Genomic DNA, 22,093 nt, shown 5'->3' on the forward strand with positions numbered 1-22,093 from the left:
CGCTCGCCCCAGGGCGGCGGAGCGCGGGGCCCTCGGTCGTACCCCGGGCACGTGATATGACGTCGATCACACGCGCTGTCAGAAACCGGACACGGTCGGACAATCGACCCGAGCTGCTCTCGGCGCGTCTTTACCTAATACGAGCGTCTCACTATGGTATGGGCGTACCAAGAGGCATCGACCAACGACGCTTTACTTGGAGGGACCGCAAGGAAGCTTCAGGGTGGCGCCGACCCCGCTCGCTGCGCGCACCCTGACCGAGAGATGGGTGTTTTCCAACGCATGCACGAAACCCGTAGCCGCAAGATCAAGGCCGGGCTCGCAGGACTGGTCGTCCTCGGGGTCGGCGTCGCCGCGACCAGCGCGCTCTGGAGCGACAACGTCTGGTTCGCGGGAGACGTGAGCACCTCGTCGTTCAACCTGCAGGGATCGGTGACCAGCGCCAGCGAGGGCTTCGAGGAAGGGAACGAGCAGGGGGTCGCGCTCACGATCCCCGTCGTCGAGGACCTCGCCCCCGGTGACACCGTGACGCGCACCGTCTGGGTCAAGAACGCCGACTCGACGCACGCCGCAGACCTCGTCGACACCCCGGACGTCCAGGTCACGGGCGACGCTGCGGCCTTCCTCACCGTGACGGCCGCCTACGACACGTCGGGTGGGAAGAACCCCGACGAGCTCGCGAGCGGCGACGTCGTCCCGGTCGACGTCACGTACTCGTTCACGGACCCGGACACCAGCGCCACGGGCGCGAACGCCGCAGCCCAGGGCAAGAGCGCCAAGATCACGGTCCAGGTCACCGGCACCGAGGTGGCCTCCTGACATGACCTGGACCCCACGCACGGCACGGGCCGTCGTGGGGGTGGCGACCCTCTGCGTGCTCGGCAGCGTCGGACCCCTCGGGGCCGGCGCTGCCGCCGCAGCGGGGACGCCCACCGCGGAGCGGACCACGACGACCCGGAACCTGACCTCCCTGCCCCGGTCGTTCTCCTTCGACGGCATGTCGCCGGGCCAGACCCGGTCGACGATCGTCGACCTGGCCTCGGCCTGGGAGACCGACGGCACGGTCGTGGACGTCGCGGTGACGGCCACGGGTGAGCTGGGTACCTCGCTCGCCACCACGATCGAGGCGTGCGGCACCACCTGGGTCGACGACGAGTGCCCGACCGGGGCCGTCGTCCTCGTCGACGGGTGGCGGACCGGGCGCTCGGGGAGCTCGCACGAGGAGCTCGTCCTGCCCGCCGGCGAGACGGCCTCGCTCCGCGTCTCCGTGACGCTCGACGAGGACGTGCGCGCCGGGGCGACCGGCAACGTCCGCTACGACCTCTCGTTCGAGGGCGCGCGCCCCGGCGGCGAGGAGACCGGAGACGGCTCGGAGGGCGGGGCGACGGGGACCACGGGTCCCAGCGCGCCCGACGACGCAGCAGGGTCGGGCGCGTCCCCCGGGCCGGGCAGCGGCTCGCTCGCGGCGACCGGGACGGGCGTCCTGACGCTCGCCGGGCTGGCCGGCGCGCTGCTCGGGATCGGCGCGGCGCTCGTGCGCCGCAGGCGACGGGACACGGACGACGAGGGGGCGACCGCGCGCCGCTAGGCAGGAACAGCGGCAGGGCGTCCTGGGGACGCGAGTCACAGGACCAGGCACAGCACGACGCGACCCGCGCGAGCACGCAGGCAGGACGCGCGGACGACACGACGAGAGGAGAGCAGCATGACCGACCCCACGACGGTCCTTCACCACGGACCGGGACGGCTCCGCACCGCGGTCGCCGCAGCGCTGGTCCTCCTGCTCGCGGTCGCGACGACGACCCTCTGGGCGGTCGGCCGCTCGCAGCCGACCGCGGCCGCGTGGACCGACGTGGTCCAGGCCCAGGGGCAGGTCAGCATCGCCTCCGTCGCGGGTGGCACCGTGACCGACGTCGTGGCGGGCGACAGCTTCTCGTGCGCGCTCGTGGGCGGACAGGTCTGGTGCACGGGGGACAACTCGGTGGGCCAGCTCGGGACGGGGGACACCGTGTCCACCGACGTGTTCGTGGGCCCCGTGCGGGGCGAGCTCCAGGGGAAGACCGTGACCAAGGTCGACGCCGGCACCGCGCACGTGTGCGCGACCACGGACGACGCCGTGTACTGCTGGGGCCTCAACGACCGGGGGCAGCTCGGGGTCGAGGGCGTCCCGAGCTCGACGCTGCCGGTGCGCGTCCCCACGCACGGTCACGAGGCGTCGGTGACCGACCTCGAGGTGGGCGCCTCGAGCTCGTGCGTGGTGGCCGATGACAAGGCGTACTGCTGGGGCGGGACGCACACCCAGCTCGGCAGCACCGGGACACCGGTCCAGATCAACGGAGAGGCCCTGCCCGAGACCGCGACCGTGACGGACGTCGCGGTCGGGGACGACTCGGCCTGCCTCGTCGCGGACGGCGTCCCCTACTGCTGGGGGGCCAACGCGCGGGGACAGCTCGGGGACGGGACGACCAGCACGAGCCACCTCCCGGTCCAGGTCGTCACGACCGGCGTCCTCGCGGGCTTCACGAGCCACGACGTGGCGGTCGGCAACCAGTTCGCGTGCGTGGTCGCCTCGGGAGCCAACAGCGCCGAACGGACCTTCTGCTGGGGGGACAACTCGAGCAAGCAGCTCGGTCAGTCCTCGAACGGCGCCCGGGTGGACCTGTCCACGACGCCCCTGCAGGTGCGCGGCGCGCTCTCCGAGCTCCGCTCCGGGCTCGTCGCGGTCGGCGGGAAGACCGCCTGCGTGCTGGCCTACGACGGAGCCGCCTACTGCTGGGGCGACAACTCGTCGGCCCAGACCGGGGCCAACCAGGACGAGTGGACCGTCCCGGCCGTCCGCGACCGGCCGGAGAGGGTGCTGACCCGGCAGATGGGCGCGGACAGCGTCCTGCAGAGGGTCGACGTGTCCACGGACCACGGCTGCACCCTGACGACCGGGGGCAACGTCTACTGCTGGGGTGCGAACACCAAGGGCCAGCTCGGGATCCAGGGCACCGCAGGGACCGCAGGGCGCAAGGTCTTCCCCTGGCCCGTCACGCCGACCTGGTCGGCCTGGCGGTGACCGGCGTGCACCGCCCGGCCTCCCGTGGCGCCCCGGCCTCCCGTGGCGCCCTGCCCCCCGGCCGCCGTCGACCCGCCCGAGGAGGTGTCGCGTGAGGCTGCTCAAGCGCATCGGTGACGTGTTCCTCACGCTCGCGGCGGTCGTCGGCGTGCTCGGCCTGGGGCTGTTCGTCGGCATCCAGACGGGCCACCTGCAGTCCCTGGTCGTCGTCTCGGGGTCGATGATCCCCACGTTCGAGGTGGGGGACGGGGTCGTCTCCCGGCGGGTCCCGGCCTCGACGCTCGAGGTCGGCGACGTCGTGAGCGTGTTCACGAGCGACGGCGTCCTCGTCACGCACCGCGTCGTCGGGATCGAGGACGGCCCGGGGGAGGCGCGCACCCTGACGCTGCGCGGGGACAACAACCCGGTCGACGACCCCGAGCCCTACGTGGTCGAGGACGCCCTGGTGCCCCTGGTCCGCGTCCCGGGCGCTCGGGACGCGATCGAGGTGCTGCGCCGTCCCGCGGTCGGGATCCCGCTCGTGGTCGCGTCGTGCGCCCTCGTGGGGTTCGCCCTCATGCCCTCCCCGGCCAGGCGCCCCGGGCAGGACGGTCCGGGGGGCGGCGTCGTGGACGACCCCGGGCCCGCGGGGCGCGGTCGGTAGACTGCCGTCCCGTGAAGATCCTCGTCATCGGTTCGGGTGCCCGCGAGCACGCCATCGTCCACTCGTTCGCGCAGGAGACCGTGGTCACGGGTGCGGAGCCGCACGAGCTGCACGCCGCGCCCGGCAACCCGGGCATCGGTGAGCTCGCGACCCTGCACGCGGTCAGCGCGGTCGACGGCGAGGCCGTCGCGGCGCTCGCGACCCGGCTGGGCGCGGACCTGGTCGTGATCGGCCCCGAGGCCCCCCTCGTCGCGGGGGTCGCGGACGCGGTCCGCGCGGCGGGCATCGACTGCTTCGGCCCCAGCGCCGAGGCCGCGGCGCTCGAGGGGTCCAAGGCGTTCGCCAAGGACGTCATGGCGGCCGCATCGGTCCCGACGGCGCTCGCGCACGTGTGCACCGACATCGACCAGGTGGCGGACGCGCTCGACGCGTTCGGCGCCCCGTACGTCGTCAAGGACGACGGGCTCGCAGCGGGCAAGGGCGTCGTCGTGACCGACGACCGCCAGGAGGCGCTCGAGCACGCGCAGGCCTGCTTCGCGACGCCGCGTCCCGGCGCGGGCGACCCGGTCGTCGTGATCGAGGAGTACCTCGACGGTCCCGAGGTCTCGCTCTTCTGCCTGTCGGACGGCACGAGCGTCGTCCCGCTGGCCCCCGCGCAGGACTTCAAGCGCGCGTTCGACGCCGACGCGGGTCCCAACACGGGCGGCATGGGCGCCTACAGCCCGCTGCCGTGGGCCCCCGAGGGGCTGACCGAGGAGGTCGTGACCCGGGTCGCGCAGCCCACGATCGACGAGATGGCGCGCCGCGGCACGCCGTTCGCCGGGGTCCTGTACGTGGGCCTCGCGCTCACGAGCCGCGGCACGCGCGTCGTCGAGTTCAACGCGCGGTTCGGCGACCCGGAGACGCAGGTCGTCCTGGCCCGCCTCCGGACCCCCCTCTCCGCGGTGCTGCGGGCGGCGGCCCGGGGCGAGCTCGCGGACTTCCCGCGTCTGCGCTGGTCCGACGACGCCGCGGTCACCGTGGTCGTCGCGGCTCACGGCTACCCGTCCGCAGTCCGCAGCGGGGACCCGATCACGGGGATCGAGGGGGCCGAGGCCGTCGAGGGCGTGCACGTCCTGCACGCGGGCACGGCGCTCGACGACGAGGACGTGCTGCGCAGCGCGGGCGGCCGGGTGCTGTCGGTCGTCGCGCGCGGCGAGGACCTCTCCGAGGCCCGTCGGCGGGTGTACGCGGGCGTGGACCAGGTGGTCCTGCCGGGTGCGCACCACCGCACGGACATCGCGGAGAAGGCCGCTGCCGGTCGGGCGGCTGCGCTGTGAGCGCGGGGTTCGACGGCGGCCTCGACACGGCCCACCTGGACCTGCCGGGGTGGCGCCACGTCTACTCGGGCAAGGTCCGTGACCTGTACGAGCCCGACCTCGCGCTGCTCGGTGGCGCGCACCCGCTCGGTGACGTCGTCCTCGTGGTCGCGAGCGACCGTGTCAGCGCGTTCGACCACGTCCTTTCGCCGGGGATCCCGGACAAGGGGGTGATCCTGACGCAGCTCAGCCTGTGGTGGTTCGACAGGCTGGCCGACATCGTCCCCAACCACGTCGTGAGCACCGAGGCCAGCGCGATGCCGGGCGACGGCCTGGTGCCCGACGTCGTCGCGGGCCGTGCCATGATCTGCCGTCGACTCGAGATGTTCCCGGTCGAGTGCGTCGCCCGTGGGTACCTCACGGGCTCGGGCCTGGTCGAGTACGGCGTCGACCGTACGGTGTGCGGTGTTCCGCTGCCGGAGGGGCTGGTCGACGGGTCGCGCCTCCCCGAGCCGATCTTCACGCCCGCGACCAAGGCCGAGGTGGGGGAGCACGACGAGAACGTGTCGTTCGAGGTGGTCGCGCAGGGCATCGGGATCGAGGCCGCGACCCGGCTGCGCGACCTGACCCTCGCGGTGTACTCGCGTGCCGAGGAGATCGCGCGCGAGCGCGGCGTGATCCTCGCCGACACCAAGCTCGAGTTCGGCGTGGACCCCGTCACGGGTGCGACCGTCCTGGGTGACGAGGTGCTGACCCCCGACTCCTCGCGCTTCTGGCCCGCCGACCAGTGGCAGCCGGGACGTGCGCAGCCCAGCTTCGACAAGCAGCACGTCCGCGACTGGCTCGCGTCCGAGGCCTCGGGCTGGGACCGGGCGTCCGACGCCCCGCCGCCCGTGCTGCCCGCGGACATCGTCGAGCGCACGCGCGAGCGCTACCTCGAGGCCTACGAGCGGATCACGGGCCGGTCCCTGTTCTGAGGTCCGACGCGCGCGCCGGGTGACCGTGGCGCTCGCGGACGTAGCGGTGCCCGGTCGGGGACGTCCAGCGCACCGTGCCGTCGGGAGCGAGCTCGGGCAGCCAGCCCTGCCTCGCCCGGACCACGTGATGGTGCCGGCACAGCGAGATGAGGTCCTGAGGGCCCACGTCGTCCTGCGCGCCGGGGGCGCCCGGGGCCCGTGGCGCCGGCCGGACCACGTGGTCCAGGTCGCAGCGGAACGCGGGCACGGCGCATCCCGGGAACGTGCACGTGCGGTCCCGGGACAGGACGGCGGCGACCACCTGGACGACCGGCCCCGGACGGGCCTCGGACAGCGAATCGAACATGTGTTCGATCATAGGTCGAACCGCTGACACGCGGCTCGGCGAACGACCTCTTGCTCTGATGGGTCGTTGCGCGATATATATCGACCATGCCCACAGCGTCGCGCGGCCTCCCCGGCGGGAAGCCCTTCCGCATGACCGAGCAGGCCTACCTGATCCTGCTGTCCCTGACCCCCGAGCCCCTGCACGGCTACGCCGTCATCCAGGCCGTCGCCGACCTGTCGGACGGTGCCACGGCCCTGGGCGCGGGCACCCTGTACGGCAACCTCGACCGCCTCGCGGGCGCTGGGCTCGTCGAACCCTCGGGAGAGGAGGTCGTCGACGGTCGCCTCCGCCGCTACTACCGGGTCACCGACGACGGCCGCCGCGCCGCCGAGCAGGAGACGGTCCGTCTCCGCGAGCTCGCCGCCCGGGCCCAGAGGGCCCTCGACGCTCGGGGGAAGCCCGCACGCCCGACGTCAGGCCGGCTCGCCGGGGGGCTGGCCTGATGCGCCGCCGCGGTCTGGCCCCCGAGGAGCGCTTCGAGCGCTCGGCCCGCTTCTGGGCGCGCGCCTACCCGCGGCGGTGGCGTGAGATCCACGGCGAGGAGCTGCTCGCGGTCCAGCAGGACGTGGCGCTCGCGGCTTCGGAGGCGACCGGCGCGCCCGCCCCGGACCGGTTGAGCAGCGACGAGGTCCGCAGCCTCCTGCGGGCGGGCTGGGGGCTGCGACTGCGCGAGCGACCGCCGCTGTGGCGGTGGGTGCTGTACCGGTTCGGCCTGCGGCTGCCCGCCCGGTACTGGTGGTGGGTCGCGGACGACATCCGGGGCGCGCTCTACTCGGTGCGGGACTACGTGTGGACGGTCGTCCTGACCTGGGCGCTGCTCTTCGGCGTGCTCGGGGTGGTCAACCTGTTCGTCCCCCCGCCTGGCGTCCTCAGCTCGTCGACGACCCTGTTCAGGGCCTGGCCGTTCTGGGTCGTCGTCGCCGTCCTGGCAGTGGTCTCGGGGACCCTGATGCGCGAGAGCCGCACCCGCACCGCCTGGTACCGGCACGTGGTCTACGGCAACGTGCCCGAGCAGATGCGGTGCGCGCCCGCCGCGACCGCCCGGGACGCCGAGCCCGCCCCCTGAGGCGTGCTCCGCCGTCGGGCCGGGAGATGCCCGCGCTCGAGAACGAGGTTGTGGTCGTCATGGCGTGCGGAACGACCGCAACCTCGTTCTCGACCACCCCCCGGGAGGGCCGCCCGACCGCCGCCTGAGACGCGGCCCGGCCCCGCGCGCGGCGCGGGTAAACTGGCCGCGGAATCCCCACCCACCGAGATCCGTGCGACCTCGTCGCCGCCCTCGCGGCGCGCCCCGAGCCTCGTGCGGACCTGTCCGAGCCGAGCAGGCCGGACCAACTTCCCGAGGAGCTCCTGTGGGACGCGTAGTCGTCGAGGTCATGCCCAAGCCCGAGATCCTGGACCCGCAGGGCAAGGCCGTCGTCGGGGCGCTCCCGCGCCTGGGCTTCACCCAGTTCACCGGCGTGCGCCAGGGCAAGCGGTTCGAGCTCGAGGTCGAGGGTGACGTCACCCCCGAGGTGCTCGCCGCGGCCCGCGAGGCCGGCGAGAAGGTCCTGTCGAACCCGGTCATCGAGGACGTCGTCCTCGTCGCCGAGCTGACGGCCGAGCTGGGCGGGGAGAGCGCCTGATGAGCGCCCCCGCAGCGACCGGCCTGGCCACGGCCCGGATCGGTGTCATCACGTTCCCCGGCACGCTCGACGACCGGGACGCGGCCCGTGCCGTGCGCCTGGCCGGCGGCGAGCCCGTGTCCCTGTGGCACGCGGACGCCGACCTGCACGGGGTCGACGCGGTCGTGCTCCCGGGCGGCTTCTCGTACGGCGACTACCTGCGTGCCGGGGCCATCAGCCGCTTCGCGCCCGTCATGGACTCGCTCGTCGACGCGGCCAAGGGCGGTCTGCCCGTCCTGGGCATCTGCAACGGCTTCCAGATCCTCACCGAGGCGCACCTGCTGCCCGGCTCGATGATCAAGAACGACCACCTCGCGTTCATCTGCCGCGAGCAGACCATGGTCGTGGAGAACGCCGAGACGGCCTGGACGCGCGACTACACCGCGGGGCAGCGCATCACCGTGCCGCTCAAGAACCAGGACGGCCAGTTCGTCGCCGACGAGCGCACGCTCGACGAGCTCGAGGCCGAGGGTCGCGTGGTCTTCCGCTACGAGGGCTGGAACCCGAACGGCTCGCGCCGCAACATCGCAGGCATCTCGAACGCGGCGGGCAACGTCGTGGGCCTCATGCCGCACCCCGAGCACGCGGTCGAGGCCGGGTTCGGCCCCGCGAACGAGTCCGGCCCGCGCGCGGGCACGGACGGGCTGGGCTTCTTCACCTCGGTGCTGAGCACCCTCGTCCGGTCCTGATCCGCGCGTCTTCGCGCGACGCACGCACCGCCCGACGGCGGGGCTCCCCGCTGCGGGGAGCCCCGCCGTCGGGCGTCGTGCACCGGGCGCGTCCCGGGGCCGAGCCGGGGTGAAATCACCCGACGTGCGCCCCGGCAACCCGCTACCCTGGTCCGGTGCTCACCCTCTTGTCCGGTTCCTCCGTGTTCGGTGCTCTCGCGGTCGACTGCTTCACCTGGGTGGCCGGCGCACTGGCCGCGGCCCCTGGCCGGCTGGGAGCACTCGGGGCCCGTATCGAGGCCACGGTCGTGGAGTGGGGCTGGTTCGGTCCCACGGACGAGATGACCGACCACATCGTCTACACCCCCGCGCGGGTCGCCCTCGCTCTCTTCCTGGTCATGGCCGTCGCCGCGACCGCCGCGCTCGTCTCGAGCCTCATGACCCGCCGGTCACGCGAGGACACCGAGGTCAGAGCCCCGCGACGAGGTTGACGACCGCACCGATGATCACGGTCCCGAACAGGTAGGACAGCAGGGCGTGCCACAGCACCGTCCGGCGGATGTCGCCCGACGTCACGTTGGTGTCGGAGATCGCGAAGCTCATCCCGACGGTGAACGCCACGTACAGGAAGTCGACGTAGCGGGGCGGCTCGTGCTGGTTGAAGTCGATGCCGCCGTCGATTCCCGTGTAGTACTGCCGCGCGTAGGTGAGCCCGAAGAGCGTGTGGACGGCGGCCCACGAGATCGCGACGCTCCCCACGGCGAACACCGCGGTCAGCGCCTGCGCCCCCTTGTCGTCGGGCGAGGCGAGCAGCATGAGTCCCACCCCGACGAGGCTCACGACCGACGCGGCCAGGATGAACAGGTGCGTCACGCGCCGCGACGGCTCCTCGCGCGTGGCGTGGCTCGCGGTCGTCTGCGCGTCCATGGGGATGACGACGGCCACGGTCCAGGCGACGAACAGGAGGGCCGTGACCGACCACCCGGCGAGGAACGCGAACCGCGGGTACCCCTGCGACCCGATCCAGGCGCCCACGGCCACCCCGACCGCCGCGCCGACCGCCAGCCGCACGGCAGGTCCGGCCCCGAGGCGGTCGCGGGGCACGGGGGAGCTGGGCAGGTCCGGGTGGTGAGCGGGCGTCACGCGGTCAGTCAACCACCGGGCGTGCGGCCCGGCGCGTCGGCCGCTAGGCGTCCTGGGCGAGGTACCGGAGCTGTGCGCGGACGCTCTGCCGGGCAGCGGGGAGCACGCCACGGTCGACGTCGGCGTAGACCGCAGCCGTGACCTCGTCCACGAGGCCCTCGGTCACGGGCGACCGCGCCCGGTCCCCGAGCACCGCGCGCACCTGCGCGAGCCGGGCCAGGCGGTGCTCGCGGTACGCCCGCGCGACGGCCGCGACGTGGTCCAGGTGCGGACCGTGCGCAGGCAGGACCGTCGCGGCGCCGAGCGCCCCGAGCAGGTCGAGGCTCGTGAGGTAGTCGCGCAACGAGCCGTCGGGCTCGGAGACGACCGTGGTGCCCCGGCCCAGGATCGTGTCTCCCGTGAGCACGCTGCCGTGCGGTCCGTCGTCGGGGAGGTGGAAGCTCGTCGAGTCGTTCGTGTGCCCGGGGGTCGCGAGGACCTCGATCCGCAGCCCGGCCGCGTGGATCTTCTCGCCACCGCGGAGCGGCGCGGCCTCGCGGGAGCCTGCCGGGTGGCAGTGCGCGGGGTCCGCGGCGCGGACCGGCGCGCCCGTGAGGCCGGCGAAGCGTGCCGCCCCCGCGGTGTGGTCCGCGTGGCGGTGCGTGATCAGGACGAGCTCGACGCGCGGACCGGTGGCCAGGGCCGTGAGGTGGGCGACGTCGTCGGGCCCGGGGTCGACGACGACGCGCGTGCCCGCCCCCGGCGCGGCCAGGACGTAGGACCTGGTCCCGTCGAGCGTCATGGGGCCGGGATTCGGGGCGAGCAGCACCGAGGCCTGGCCGGTGACTCGCACGGGTGCGCCCGACGGCGCCGCGTCGGCGGGCGGTCGGGTGCGGTCGTCGTCGGGCCGGGTCACGGGGTCAGTCGCCGAGCGCGGCCGCGAGGAGCTCGATCGTCTGCGTGCGACCGGGTGTCGCGTCGAGCGACTCGTCGGCACGCGACCCCGCGACGGGCACCACCATGACCTCGTCGACGCCGTGCCGGGTCGCGAGCTCGCGCACCCGACGGGCCGCGGCCCGGGGCTCGTCGACGATCCACCGGTCGAGCATCTCGTCGGCCATCTGGGAGGCGAGCCCGTCGAGCGGCGTGGACGCGGCGTCCTCGACCGTCTCCTGGGCGCCGAGCGGCTTGCCCGAGCGCAGGCGGGCCATCATGCGCGCCTGCGGCAGGGCGCGGGCGCGGGCCTCGTCGAGAGTCGGGGCGACCGACACGTTGACCGTCAGGAACGTCTCGGGGGTCGGGTGCTCGGGGGACGGCCGGTAGCCGTCGCGGTACAGCGCGAGGATCTCGTCCATGCCGGCGCCCGAGAAGTGGTTGGCGAACACGTAGGGCAGCCCGAGCTCGGCGGCCAGGCGTGCCGAGTAGTCGCTCGACCCGAGCAGCCAGACGGGCGGCACGGACTCGGCAGCCGGGGTCGCGTGCACGTCGTAGACCTGGCCGCTCGTGAGACGGACGGTGGCGCCCTCCGCGCTCATGAGCGAGCGGATGTCCTGGACGTGCTGGGGGAAGCGGTCGACGTCGGACGTGGGGCCGCTGCAGCGCAGCAGGGCCGTGACGACGGGGTCGCTGCCGGGCGCCCGGCCGATCCCCAGGTCGATGCGGCCCGGGGCCATGGCCTCCAGGACGGCGAACTGCTCGGCCACGACGAGGGGGGCGTGGTTGGGGAGCATGACGCCGCCCGACCCGACGCGGATGCGCTCGGTCACCGAGGCGGCCGCGGAGATCATGACGGGCGGTGCCGACGCGGCGACCGCAGGCATGTTGTGGTGCTCGGCGAACCAGTAGCGCGTGAAGCCGAGCCGGTCGGCGAGGCGCACGAGGTCCAGGGAGGCGGCGATGGCCTGGGCGGAGGACTGTCCCGAACGGACGGGGACGAGGTCGAGGACGGAGAGGCGCGGCGAGGTAGTCATCGCCAGGTGCAACCCCGGGATACGCCCGGGGTATTCCGGCTCGTGGTGGTCAGCGGTGCAGCGCCTGCTCGACGTCCTCGATCAGGTCGAGCGGGTCCTCGAGGCCGATCGACAGGCGCACGGTCGTCTCCGCGATCCCGACGGCGGCACGACCCTCCGGCCCCAGCTTGCGGTGCGTCGTGGTCGCAGGGTGCGTGATGAGGGACTTGGCGTCACCCAGGTTGTTGGAGATGTCCACGATCCGCAGCGCGTCGAGGAACTGGAACGTGCGCTTCTTGAGGAGCTCGGGGTCCGTGCCCGGGTCGTCGGCGCCGGGCACGTCGAGGTTGAACGTGACGACCGTCCCGCCGCCGCTCTGCTGGGCCTTGGCGAGCTCGACCTGCGGGTGCGAGGCGAGGAACGGGTAGCGCACGGCCGTGATGCCGGGCAGCTCCTCGAGCGCGGTCGCGACCTGGAGGGCCGCGGCGTTCTGGGCCTTGACGCGCACCGACAGGGTCTCGAGCCCCTTGACCAGGACCCACGCGTTGAACGCGCTGAGCGAGGGACCGGTGTTGCGGATGAACGTCTGGACCGGGCCCTTGACGTACTCCTCGGAGCCCAGGATGGCGCCGCCGAGCACGCGTCCCTGGCCGTCGATGTGCTTGGTCGCCGAGTACACGACGACGTCCGCGCCGAGCTCGAGCGGCTTCTGGAGGACGGGCGTCGCGAACACGTTGTCGAGCACGACGACCGCGCCCGCCGCGTGCGCGAGGTCGCTCACGCGGCGCACGTCGATCACGTCCTGCATGGGGTTGGACGGGGTCTCGAAGAAGACGACGTCCGCAGGGGTCGACAGCGCCTCCTCCCACTGCGACAGCACGTGGCCGTCGACGTAGTCGGTGCGCACGCCCCACTTGGCGAAGATCTCGTCGAAGATCACGAGCGAGGATCCGAACAGTGCGCGGGCCGCCACGATGCGCGACCCGGAACCGACGAGCGCCGCGAGCGAGGTGAAGACTGCGGACATGCCCGAGGCCGTGGCGTAGCAGGCCTCCGCCCCCTCGATGAGGCGCAGTCGCTCCTCGAACGTGTGCACGGTCGGGTTGCCGTAGCGCGAGTAGATGAAGCGGTCGACCTCGCCCGTGAACGCGGCCTCGGCCTCGGCCGCGCTCCCGTAGACGTAGCCCTGCGTGAGGAAGAGGGCCTCGCTCGTCTCCTCGAACTCGGAGCGGGCGTGGCCACCGCGCACCGCGAGGGTGTCGGGTCGCGCCGAGCGGGGGAGCGGACCGCGGCCCGAGCCTCCGGGGATCCCGGCGGGGATGCGCAGGACGCCGTCGCCCGTCGCGGCGCTCACGACTGCGTCCAGGGGAGACCGGCGGCACGCCAGCCGTCGGCGCCGCGGTGCCCGGCGGTGTCGAGCGCTCCCTCGAATCCCTCGAGGACGTTGTACGCGGGGCCCAGGCCTGCGGCCGTCGCAGCCTTGGCCGCGCCGATCGACCGCGCTCCGGAGCGGCAGAGGAGGACGACCGGTCGCTCGGGCGTCACGCCTGCCGCGCGGAGGTCCGCGACGAACGACGCGTTGGGGCGGCCCGCGACGTCGACCCACTGGGTCAGGACCGGCTCCCGGCCCGTCGAGGACAGGTCGGGGACTCCGACGAACCGCCACTCGGCGTCGGTGCGGACATCGACGAGGACGGCGCTCGGGTCGTTCTGGAGCAGGGTCCACGCCTGCTCGGGCGTGAGGTCGCCCGCGTAGCCGTCGGCGGGTCGGGCGGGAGGGACCGGTGCAGCGGTCGCGCGGTCGGGGGAACTCATGGTGATCCTCCATCGGTCGTGGCGGTAGCACCCTCGCCCGTCACCGGGGGGTTGCTGCGGCGTCATCGTGCCAAGTCACTCAGCCGCTCTGGATGGTTGCGTCGGATCGTACGTCACCGTGACCACGGAATGGAATGGACGTCTCGCAGGGTGGTCGGGGTAGGTTCTGCGCATGAACCGCTTCCCCGAGCCGGACCAGGACGCAACCGACCAGGCCGAGGATGTCCTGGCCGGCGGGAACTCGACCGTGGTCGTGCGACGCGGCGACACCGTGCGACGCACCGCCGGGCCCTGGACGCCGACCGTCCAGGCGTTCCTGCGCCACCTGCGCGCGCACGGCATCGCCGAGGTGCCCGAGCCGCTGGGGACCGACGGCCAGGGGCGCGAGGTGCTGTCCTACCTCCCGGGCGAGGTCGCGAACTACCCCCTTCCCCTGTGGGTCTGGGACGAGTCCGTGCTCCGGGGCGCGGGGGAGCTCCTGCGGCGCGTGCACGACGCGAGCGTCGGTTTCCTCGCCGCGGGCGACGCGCCCGCGCCACCCCTCTGGCAGAGCGCACCGCACGAGCCCGCTGAGGTCGTGTGCCGCAACGACGTCGCGCCGTACAACCTGACCTTCCGCGACGGCGCCGTGGTCGGCCTCATCGACTTCGACACCGCGAGCCCGGGCCCCCGGGTCCGGGACCTGGCGTACCTGGGCTACCGGCTCGCGCCCTTCGTGACGGACGCCGAGGGCGGGGAGGGGAGCGGCGTCGTCGGGCGCCTGGATCCTCTTGCGCGGCTCGATGTGCTGGTCGAGGCCTACGGGGTGCCGTACTCGCGCCGCGACGTCCTGGCCGCGATGGCCTCGAAGCTCGACGAGCTCGCGGCGTACACGGACGGGCGCGCTGCGGACACGGGCCGGAACGACTTCCTGGACCATGCGGCCATGTACCGGGCCGACGCGCGCCGGGTCGAGGCGCTGGGCGTCGCGTCCCGGTAGTGACCGTCCTGCCCGCCTGACAGACCGTGCTGACCACCATCCGAGACGCCCTGCCCACCAGTTGACACGCTCTGTGGGCCTCGCCCATCCTGGACACCAGGTCATGAGTGCCAGCGCAAAACCCCGGTTTGCTGGCCGGCAACCCTCCTCCGCGGTGGGGTGCCCCGGGTGACGACCAGGTCCCTCTCTATCAGGAGGGGGGCAAGCGCGGAGGGGCCGGCACGGCGAACTCCGACGACCACCGGAGGACGTGCCATGAGCGCACACGCAGTCATCGAAGCCCCCACCTCGTGTGCCGTGCTGCCCGTCGTGGGCAGCGACACCCTGGTCCCGCTCGTCGACGGGCGCAGCGTCCCGTACGCGAACCTCGACGTCGCGGCGTCGGCCCCTGCGCTGCAGGTCGTGGCCGACCGCGTCAACGAGGTCCTGCCGCTCTACGCGAGCGTGCACCGCGGCGCGGGCTACCTGTCGCAGGTGTCGACGGCCCTCTACGAGTCGGCACGTCGGACCGTCGGGGACTTCGTGGGCGCGCGAGAGGACGACGTCACGGTCGTCACGCGCAACACCACGGACTCGCTCAACCTCCTCGCGGGCTGCGTCCCGGCCCAGGCCGACGGGACGCCGGGCCGCGTGCTCGTCCTCGACGTCGAGCACCACGCCAACCTCCTGCCGTGGCAGCGCACGGGCGGGGCCACGGTCCTGGTCGGCGGCGCGACCGTCGCCGAGACCCTGTCCGGCCTGCGCGCCGAGCTCTCGCGCTTCCCGTACGCGCTCGTCGCGATCACGGGCGCATCCAACGTCACGGGCGAGTCGCTGCCCCTCGCGGACGTCGTCGCCGCGGCGCACGACGCCGGCGCTCGCGTCGTGCTCGACGGTGCCCAGCTCGTCCCGCACCGCGGCGTGTCCCTCGCGGCGAGCGACGTGGACTACGTCGCGTTCTCCGGGCACAAGACCTACGCGCCGTTCGGCGCGGGCGCGCTCGTGGGTCGTCGCGACTGGCTCGACGCCGGCACCCCGTACCTCGCCGGAGGCGGCGCGGTGCGGAACGTGACGCTCGACGGCACCACCTGGCAGGCCGCCCCGGCACGCCACGAGGCCGGGTCTCCCAACGTGATCGGCGCGGTCGCGCTCGCCGCGGCGTGCGACGCGCTCGCGGCGCTCGAGCCCGGCGTGCTGGTCGCGCACGAGACCGAGCTCCGGGCCCGCCTCGTCGAGGGGCTCGAGGAGATCGACGGCGTGCGCGTCGTGCGCGCCTGGGCGGACGCCGTGGACCCCGTGGGCGTCGTGACCTTCTCGGTCGACGGTGCGGACGCGGGCCTCGTCGCGGCCTACCTGTCGGCCGAGCACGGCATCGGTGTGCGCGACGGCCGGTTCTGCGCGCACCCGCTCCTGGCCCGCCTGGGTCTCCCGGCGGGGGCCGTCCGCGCGTCGATCGGCGTGGGGACCACGGGGGAGGAGATCGAGCGTCTCCTCTCGGCGCTGCGCGCCTGGGCGAGCGAGGGGTCGAAGGCCCGGTACGAGGTCGTGGACGGCTGCTGGGTCGTGAGCGACGACCCGCGTCCGCTGCTCCAGGTCGCGGGGCTCTCCGGGCTCATCGCGACGGCTGCGGCAGGCGACATCACGGCGGCCGTGGGCTGCGGTCCCGCCCCCGCCTGACACCCCCTCTGACCTGCGGGGACGCTGCGAGCGTCGCGGTGTTCACCGGGTCGTCACCCCACCGTCCACGAAGGACCGCTCCGTGGTCTTGGCGGCGACGCCTGCGTGTGTTCTGATATGCGCTGTGCAGCACGATGTCCACCTTGAAGGCCACGGGTTCCGCCTCGAACCCTTGGCCGTCGCGCACGCCGGTGCGCTGGCCCAGATCGTCGATCCGTCGATGTGGGCAGGCATGAGTACGACCCTCCCCGAGGGGGAGGTCGGGATGGTGAACTTCATCGAGGACACCCGGGCCACGCGCGCCCTGACGGCGTTCGCCGTCGTCGACGCGGGCTCGGGCGTCGTGGTGGGGAGCACCGCTTTCCGTGACCTGTCGCTCGACGACAGGCGCGTGGAGATCGGGCGGACCTTCTACGCCCGCTCCACGTGGGGGAGCCTCGTCAACCCGGTCTCGAAGTGGCTGCTGCTCCGACATGCGTTCGAGTCGTGGGACGTGCACCGCGTGGGCTTCCGGGTGGACGCGCGCAACGAGCGCTCGCTGTCCGCGATGCGCCGGCTCGGCGCGTACGAGGAGGGCGTCATGCGGGGTCACCGCACGGCCCCCGACGGCTCCCGCGCCGACTCGGTGTGCTTCTCGATCCTGGCGCACGAGTGGGCGGGGGTGGAGCTCGGGCTGCTCGCGCGGATCTCGAGCCCGCGCATCGTGCCCGTGCTCGGCCCGGCCGAGGCGCCCGAGGCCGCGCTGCCCGTGGGCCCTCCGGTCCTCACGGTGGTGCCGCCCGTCGGTCAGCCGGCCGGAGAGCCGCCGCTGGGCGGCCCCGGTCTCGTCGAGGCGGGCCGTGCGCCGGACACCCTCGGTGCCGTCGCCGACCTCGCGCCCGTCATCGCCCTCTGAACCTTCCTGTCCACAGCACCGCCCCGGGACCCTGTCAGGGTCCCGGGGCGGCCGTCGTCCAGGTGGTGTCAGTCCTTCTTGAAGGCATCCTTGACGTCGTCGCCGGCCTGCTTCACGTTGGCCTTGGCCTGGTCGGCGTGGCCCTCGGCCTCGAGGCGCTCGTTGCCGGTCGCCTTGCCGGTGCCTTCCTTGATCTTGCCCTTGGCCTCTTCGGCGCCGTGCTTGATCTTGTCTCCCAGTCCCATGGGGTTCCTCCCTCGGTGATGGTGGTTGCTTCCCTGCGACCGTAGGCAGGGTGTTCGCACGCTCGCATCTCGGGGAGCGGGCTTCACAGAACCCGCACGACCGGCTGCGGGAGGATGCGGGGATGGAGAACGACGTCGTCCTGGAAGGGTTCGGGCTGCGGCTCGAACCGCTCGGTGAGCAGCACGCACCCGCGCTGGCTGCGCTCGTCGACGACGCCCTGTGGGCCGGGATGTCCACGCCCACACCTCGCGGGACGGCGGACATGGTCGCCCTGGTGCGTGACGCGGTGGCGACGCCGGGGCGCCTGGCGTGGGCCGTCGTCGGGCAGGGAACGCCCGGGCCCGACGGCGCCGCGGAGGTCCGCGGGAGCACGTCGTTCTACGAGTGGTCGCCCGCGCAACGGCGGGTCGAGCTCGGGTGGACGTACTACGGCCGTCCGTGGTGGGGCGGCGTGACCAACCCGGCGTGCAAGTACCTGCTGCTGCGGCACGCGTTCGAGGTGCTCGACGTCGAGCGCGTCGCGCTGCGGGCCGACGCGCGCAACGCCCGCTCGATCGCGGCGATCCAGCGCCTCGGCGCGGTGCCCGAGGGGGTGCTGCGCAGCCACCGCGTCGCGCCCGACGGGACGCGCGGGGACTCGGCCTACTTCTCGATCCTCGCGGACGAGTGGCCGGACGTGCGGGACGCCCTGCTCGACCGGCTCGCCCGCCTGGAGGGCCTCGACCGGGTCGTCTGACGGGGCCAGGGCGCGCTCGGCGTGCATCCCTGTAGCCACGTGCCGCGATCCTCCTTAGGTTGGAAGGATGCCTCCGCGAGCCCGCGGCGGGCGCACCGACCGCTGGAGGGCTGTTGACGACCGAGGACGCACGACCGGCCGACCCCGTGGTCGACCCGGACGACAGAGCCTTCTTCGGGCACCCGCGAGGTCTGTCGACCCTGTTCGGCCTCGAGGTCTGGGAGCGGTTCTCGTTCCTCGGGATGCAGGCCATCCTCGTCCTGTTCTTCACGGCGACCGTCGCGGACGACGGGCTCGGGATGGAGGCCGGGCCTGCGGCCTCGATCGCGGCCGGCTACGGGACCATGGTCTACCTCGTCTCGGTCGGCGGCGGGTGGATCGCGGACCGGGTCCTGGGCTCGTACCGGGCCGTTCTGTGGGGCGGGATCCTCATCGCGTGCGGCCACTACACCATGGCGATCCCCGCCGAGCTCTCGACGTGGCTCGGGCTGGTGCTCATCAGCCTGGGCACGGGCCTGCTCAAGCCCAACGTGTCGACGCTCGTGGGCAAGCTCTACTCGACCACGGACGAGCGTCGGGACGCGGGGTTCGCGCTCTACTACATGGGCATCAACGTGGGTGCGTTCTTCGGGCCCCTCGTCACGGGGTGGCTCGGCGCCGACGTCGGGTGGCACTGGGGGTTCTCGGCCGCCGCGATCGGCATGACCGCGGGAGTGGTCCAGTACGTCGTGGGCCGCAGGCACGTCCCCGGGCACGGTCGCGGCCCCGAGGCGCCCCTGCCGCCTGACGTGATGCGGCGGACCCTGTGGATCCTGGGAGGGGTCGCGGCCGGGGTGGTGATCCTCGCCGTCGGGCTCGCGCTCGCGGGGCGGCTCAGCATCGCGGGCGTCGTCGACGCGCTGACCGTGGTCGCGATGGCCGCGCCGATCGTCTACTTCACCGTCATGTTCCGCAGCCCCCGCGTGACGGGCGCCGAACGCGGCCGGCTCCGCCCATTCCTCGTGCTGTGGTTCGCGTCGGTCGCGTTCAACTTCGTGCTGTTCCAGGCGTACAGCGTCCTGATCCTGCTGGCCGACCAGCACGTCGAACGCACGATCTTCGGCTGGGAGGCGCCGGCGGCCTGGTTCAGCTCGTTCCTCGGCGGCGTCGAGGTGCTCGTCGCGCCCGTGGTCGCCGCCCTGTGGACCTGGCTCGGCCCCCGGCAGCCGCACGCGTCCAAGAAGATCGCGATCGGCGCGCTCCTCGGCGGGCTGTCCTACCTGATCCTCGTGCCCGCCGTGACCGGGCAGAGCGGCGACTGGAAGATCGCCGTCTGGTGGCTCCTGGCCTCGCTCCTGCTGCTGGGCCTCGGCGACGTCCTGCTCCAGACGACGGGCCTGTCCGCGACGACCAAGCTCGCCCCCGCGGCGTTCTCGAGCCAGTCCATGGCCGTGTGGTTCCTGTCCATCGCGCTCGCGAACGGCATCCAGGCGCAGACCGTCCGGTTCTACGGCGAGATCCCCGACGGCCTCTACTTCACGCTCAACGGGGCCGTCGCGGTGCTCGTCGGGGTCGTCGTCCTGATCCTGTCGCCCTGGATGAAGCGGACCATGCACCCCGTCCACTGACCGGCGGGCACGACCCGCACGACCCGCACGCCCCGCACGACCCGCGTGGCCCCGCGCCACCACCGCTGAACGAGCACCACCCGACCGACAGCACCACCCGCACCACCCAGCACCGGAGGAACGACCATGCGGTACGTGACCGAGCTCCCGTCCGAGACCACGGTCGAGGACCACTGGATACCCCTCGCCGACGGCACGCGCCTCGCGGCGAGGGTCTGGCGACCGGTCGAGCCCACGCCGGTCCCCGCGATCCTGGAGTACCTGCCCTACCGGCTGTCCGACTGGACCGCGCCGCGCGACGCGCAGCGCCACCCGTACTACGCGGGCCACGGGTACGCGTCGGTGCGCGTCGACATCCGCGGCAGCGGGAACTCGGACGGGCACCAGGACGACGAGTACTCCCCGACCGAGCTCGCCGACGGCGTCGCGGTCGTCGAGTGGCTCGCCGCGCAGGAGTGGTGCAGCGGCAAGGTCGGGATGTTCGGCATCTCGTGGGGAGGGTTCAACGCCCTGCAGGTCGCGGCCCTCGCACCCGAGGCGCTCGCGGCGATCGTCACGGTCTGCTCGACCGACGACCGCTACGACAACGACGTGCACTACACGGGCGGGTCGGTCCTCGCGGTCGACATGCACGCGTGGGCGGCGACCATGCTCGCGTTCTGCTCCCGGCCACCGGACCCCGCCGTCGTGGGCGACCGGTGGAAGGAGCAGTGGCTCGACCGCCTCGAGCACACCGAGCCGTTCGTCCACACCTGGCTCGACCACCAGACGCGCGACGACTACTGGCGCCACGGCAGCGTCATCGAGGACTACTCGGCGATCAAGGCCGCGGTCCTGGCGGTCGGCGGGTGGAACGACCCCTACCGGGACACGGTCCTGCGGCTCGTCGCCGCGGGGGAGGACCCGGCGGACCAGGGATCGAGCGACGGCTCGGCGAACGCCCGCCGGACCCTGGGCGGCCCGGTCCGGGGCATCGTCGGGCCGTGGTCGCACCAGTACCCCGACCGCGGCCTGCCGCCCGGCCCGTCGATCGGGTTCCTCCAGGAGACGCTGCGCTGGTGGGACCAGTTCCTCAAGGGCCAGGACACGGGCGCCCTCGACGAGCCGGCGCTGCGCGCCTGGATCACGGAGTCCGTGCCACCCGCGACGGTCTACGACGAGCTGCCCGGACGCTGGGTCGGCGAGGAACGCTGGCCCTCCCCGCACGTGCGCCCCACGGTGCTCCCGCTCGCGGGAGCGCCCGGCGGCACGGACGACGTCGACGACGCAGCGGTCGCGACCGTGCTGCGCACGACCGCCCCGCTCGTCAACCGCCTGCGCGCCCACCCGGGCCCGGCGGGCGGTGAGCCGACCGGCCCGGCCGTCGTGCCGCCGTCGTGCCTCGTGGCCTCTCCCCAGCACACCGGGATCGACGCGGGGCGCTTCTTCCCGTTCGGGAACGACGCGGACCTGCCGCCCGACCAGCGCGAGGAGGACGGGCGGTCCGTGTGCTTCGACTCGGCCGCGCTCACGCAGCGGCTCGAGATCCTGGGCCGCGCCCGGGTCCGTCTGCGCCTGACGTGCGCGGGCGAGAAGGGGCAGGTCGTGGCGCGGCTGTGCGACGTGGGCCCTGACGGCTCCTCGACGCTCGTGACCCGTGGCGTGCTCAACCTGTCCGCGCGCGAGGGGCGTGACCGCGTGGTGCCGTGGGAGCCCGGCGCGACGCACGACGTGACGTTCGAGCTCAGCGGGACCGGGTACGCGGTCGCGCCGGGGCACCGGCTCCGGCTCGCGGTCTCCTCGGCGTACTGGCCGTGGGTGTGGCCGCAGCCGGGAGGGGCGGCGCTCGCGGTCGCGCCCGCGGGCAGCTCGCTCGAGCTCCCGGTGCACGACGGCGCAGCGCCCGGTTGGCACCCCGTCGTCACCTTCGAGGAGCCCGAGCAGGCGCCCCCGCTCGGTGTCGTCTACCCGGAGGCCGCGGACCAGCGGCCCGAGCGGCGCGTGGTGCGCGACGTCGCGGCGGACGAGTGGCTCCTGGAGGTCGACCCGAGGTACGGCGGGACGCGCATCTACCCCGACGGCCTCGAGTTCACCGAGGACGCCCTCGAGCGTTACTGGATAGGGCGCGACCCGCTCAGCGCGCGCACGCGCTCGGACTGGAGCGTGCGGTTGCGTCGGCCAGGGGCCACGCCGGCCGACCTCGCGTGGGACGCGAGCATCGTGACGCGCTCGGAGATCTCGTGCGACGCCGAGCACTTCCACACCGACGACGAGGTCGTGGCGCGTGACGGTGAGACCGTGGTGTTCGAGCGCAGGTGGCGGCGCAGCATCCGGCGCACGGCAGGCTGACCTGCCGACCCGAGGGTGCCGAACCCGAGGTCGGTCAGGCAACCCGGAAGACGTGCCTGAC

24 protein-coding genes and 2 riboswitches are annotated in these 22,093 nt (G+C 73.6%); of the genes, 17 read left to right on the forward strand and 7 right to left on the reverse strand.

What is annotated here, in order from left to right:
• Positions 1–282: 282 nt before the first annotated feature.
• From NHG27_RS18085 to NHG27_RS18110, 6 genes are all read left to right on the forward strand, one after another.
• Positions 283–819 (forward strand): hypothetical protein, encoded by a 537-nt coding sequence (locus NHG27_RS18085; RefSeq protein WP_193720907.1) that lies wholly within the window; start codon positions 283–285, stop codon positions 817–819.
• A gap of 1 nt (position 820) precedes the next feature.
• Positions 821–1,588, forward strand: coding sequence for an LPXTG cell wall anchor domain-containing protein (locus NHG27_RS18090; RefSeq protein ID WP_497017223.1), 768 nt, complete (start codon positions 821–823; stop codon positions 1,586–1,588).
• Between the two features lie 117 nt (positions 1,589–1,705).
• A complete protein-coding gene (locus tag NHG27_RS18095) occupies positions 1,706–3,061 on the forward strand; it encodes an RCC1 domain-containing protein (RefSeq protein WP_497017224.1) in 1,356 nt (451 codons plus the stop codon).
• Between the two features lie 91 nt (positions 3,062–3,152).
• On the forward strand, positions 3,153–3,704 hold the full coding sequence (locus NHG27_RS18100; RefSeq protein WP_497017225.1) for a signal peptidase I: 552 nt from the start codon (positions 3,153–3,155) through the stop codon (positions 3,702–3,704).
• A gap of 11 nt (positions 3,705–3,715) precedes the next feature.
• On the forward strand, positions 3,716–5,023 hold the full coding sequence (gene purD / locus NHG27_RS18105; RefSeq protein ID WP_497017226.1) for a phosphoribosylamine--glycine ligase: 1,308 nt from the start codon (positions 3,716–3,718) through the stop codon (positions 5,021–5,023).
• Positions 5,020–5,979 (forward strand): phosphoribosylaminoimidazolesuccinocarboxamide synthase, encoded by a 960-nt coding sequence (locus tag NHG27_RS18110; RefSeq protein WP_497017227.1) that lies wholly within the window; start codon positions 5,020–5,022, stop codon positions 5,977–5,979. Before purD ends, NHG27_RS18110 begins: the two co-directional genes overlap by 4 nt.
• Here NHG27_RS18110 and NHG27_RS18115 read toward each other — a convergent pair.
• Complete coding sequence (locus tag NHG27_RS18115; RefSeq protein WP_497017228.1) at positions 5,957–6,325, reverse strand: HNH endonuclease signature motif containing protein; 369 nt, start codon at positions 6,323–6,325, stop codon at positions 5,957–5,959. The genes NHG27_RS18110 and NHG27_RS18115 overlap by 23 nt on opposite strands.
• Positions 6,326–6,411: 86 nt before the next feature.
• Between NHG27_RS18115 and NHG27_RS18120 the strand changes: the two genes are divergently transcribed.
• The 5 genes from NHG27_RS18120 (at position 6,412) to NHG27_RS18140 (ending at position 9,190) form a co-directional block, all read left to right on the forward strand.
• Positions 6,412–6,810, forward strand: a complete 399-nt coding sequence (locus NHG27_RS18120) for a PadR family transcriptional regulator (RefSeq protein WP_497017229.1) — start codon at positions 6,412–6,414, stop codon at positions 6,808–6,810.
• Positions 6,810–7,433: a hypothetical protein gene (locus tag NHG27_RS18125; RefSeq protein ID WP_497017230.1), complete on the forward strand. Its 624-nt coding sequence runs from the start codon at positions 6,810–6,812 to the stop codon at positions 7,431–7,433. The genes NHG27_RS18120 and NHG27_RS18125 overlap by 1 nt, the downstream gene beginning before the upstream one ends.
• A 286-nt stretch (positions 7,434–7,719) precedes the next feature.
• Entirely contained in the window at positions 7,720–7,992 is a 273-nt protein-coding gene (gene purS, locus NHG27_RS18130; RefSeq protein ID WP_030151045.1) for a phosphoribosylformylglycinamidine synthase subunit PurS, read from the forward strand.
• Positions 7,992–8,720 (forward strand): phosphoribosylformylglycinamidine synthase subunit PurQ, encoded by a 729-nt coding sequence (gene purQ / locus NHG27_RS18135; RefSeq protein WP_497017231.1) that lies wholly within the window; start codon positions 7,992–7,994, stop codon positions 8,718–8,720. The genes purS and purQ overlap by 1 nt, the downstream gene beginning before the upstream one ends.
• 155 nt (positions 8,721–8,875) lie before the next feature.
• Positions 8,876–9,190, forward strand: a complete 315-nt coding sequence (locus NHG27_RS18140; protein ID WP_497017232.1) for a hypothetical protein — start codon at positions 8,876–8,878, stop codon at positions 9,188–9,190.
• Here NHG27_RS18140 and NHG27_RS18145 read toward each other — a convergent pair.
• The 5 genes from NHG27_RS18145 to NHG27_RS18165 are packed head-to-tail and all read right to left on the reverse strand — an operon-like array spanning position 9,168 to position 13,585.
• Positions 9,168–9,842: a DUF1345 domain-containing protein gene (locus NHG27_RS18145; protein ID WP_497017233.1), complete on the reverse strand. Its 675-nt coding sequence runs from the start codon at positions 9,840–9,842 to the stop codon at positions 9,168–9,170. The genes NHG27_RS18140 and NHG27_RS18145 overlap by 23 nt on opposite strands.
• 43 nt (positions 9,843–9,885) lie before the next feature.
• Entirely contained in the window at positions 9,886–10,737 is an 852-nt protein-coding gene (locus NHG27_RS18150) for an MBL fold metallo-hydrolase (protein WP_497017234.1), read from the reverse strand.
• Positions 10,738–10,741: 4 nt separating this feature from the next.
• Positions 10,742–11,791: an LLM class flavin-dependent oxidoreductase gene (locus NHG27_RS18155; RefSeq protein WP_497017235.1), complete on the reverse strand. Its 1,050-nt coding sequence runs from the start codon at positions 11,789–11,791 to the stop codon at positions 10,742–10,744.
• 49 nt (positions 11,792–11,840) lie between these two features.
• Positions 11,841–13,097 carry an O-succinylhomoserine sulfhydrylase gene (locus NHG27_RS18160; protein ID WP_497017244.1) on the reverse strand — a complete coding sequence of 419 codons (1,257 nt, stop codon included), beginning with the start codon at positions 13,095–13,097 and terminating at the stop codon, positions 11,841–11,843.
• A gap of 23 nt (positions 13,098–13,120) precedes the next feature.
• On the reverse strand, positions 13,121–13,585 hold the full coding sequence (locus NHG27_RS18165) for a rhodanese-like domain-containing protein (protein WP_497017236.1): 465 nt from the start codon (positions 13,583–13,585) through the stop codon (positions 13,121–13,123).
• 6 nt (positions 13,586–13,591) lie between these two features.
• Positions 13,592–13,684, reverse strand: a riboswitch (SAM riboswitch).
• A gap of 73 nt (positions 13,685–13,757) precedes the next feature.
• Here NHG27_RS18165 and NHG27_RS18170 point away from each other — a divergent pair.
• The 3 genes from NHG27_RS18170 (at position 13,758) to NHG27_RS18180 (ending at position 17,115) form a co-directional block, all read left to right on the forward strand.
• Positions 13,758–14,564: a phosphotransferase gene (locus tag NHG27_RS18170; protein WP_497017237.1), complete on the forward strand. Its 807-nt coding sequence runs from the start codon at positions 13,758–13,760 to the stop codon at positions 14,562–14,564.
• 99 nt (positions 14,565–14,663) lie between these two features.
• A riboswitch (SAM riboswitch) is annotated at positions 14,664–14,778 on the forward strand.
• Positions 14,779–14,819: 41 nt separating this feature from the next.
• Entirely contained in the window at positions 14,820–16,220 is a 1,401-nt protein-coding gene (locus NHG27_RS18175; RefSeq protein WP_497017238.1) for an aminotransferase class V-fold PLP-dependent enzyme, read from the forward strand.
• Between the two features lie 124 nt (positions 16,221–16,344).
• A complete protein-coding gene (locus tag NHG27_RS18180; protein WP_497017239.1) occupies positions 16,345–17,115 on the forward strand; it encodes a GNAT family N-acetyltransferase in 771 nt (256 codons plus the stop codon).
• A 68-nt stretch (positions 17,116–17,183) separates the two neighbouring features.
• Here the strand turns inward: NHG27_RS18180 and NHG27_RS18185 are convergent, their stop codons facing one another.
• The gene (locus NHG27_RS18185) at positions 17,184–17,360 is read right to left on the reverse strand and encodes a CsbD family protein (protein WP_497017240.1); all 177 of its coding nucleotides are present in this window, start codon (positions 17,358–17,360) and stop codon (positions 17,184–17,186) included.
• A gap of 122 nt (positions 17,361–17,482) precedes the next feature.
• On the opposite strand from NHG27_RS18185, the gene NHG27_RS18190 reads away from it, so the two are divergent.
• From NHG27_RS18190 to NHG27_RS18200, 3 genes are all read left to right on the forward strand, one after another.
• A complete protein-coding gene (locus tag NHG27_RS18190; protein WP_497017241.1) occupies positions 17,483–18,097 on the forward strand; it encodes a GNAT family N-acetyltransferase in 615 nt (204 codons plus the stop codon).
• A 113-nt stretch (positions 18,098–18,210) separates the two neighbouring features.
• Positions 18,211–19,704, forward strand: coding sequence for a peptide MFS transporter (locus tag NHG27_RS18195; protein WP_497017242.1), 1,494 nt, complete (start codon positions 18,211–18,213; stop codon positions 19,702–19,704).
• 126 nt (positions 19,705–19,830) lie between these two features.
• The gene (locus NHG27_RS18200) at positions 19,831–22,032 is read left to right on the forward strand and encodes a CocE/NonD family hydrolase (protein ID WP_497017243.1); all 2,202 of its coding nucleotides are present in this window, start codon (positions 19,831–19,833) and stop codon (positions 22,030–22,032) included.
• Positions 22,033–22,093: the final 61 nt, after the last annotated feature.

This window comes from Oerskovia sp. 140933, from assembly GCF_059651515.1.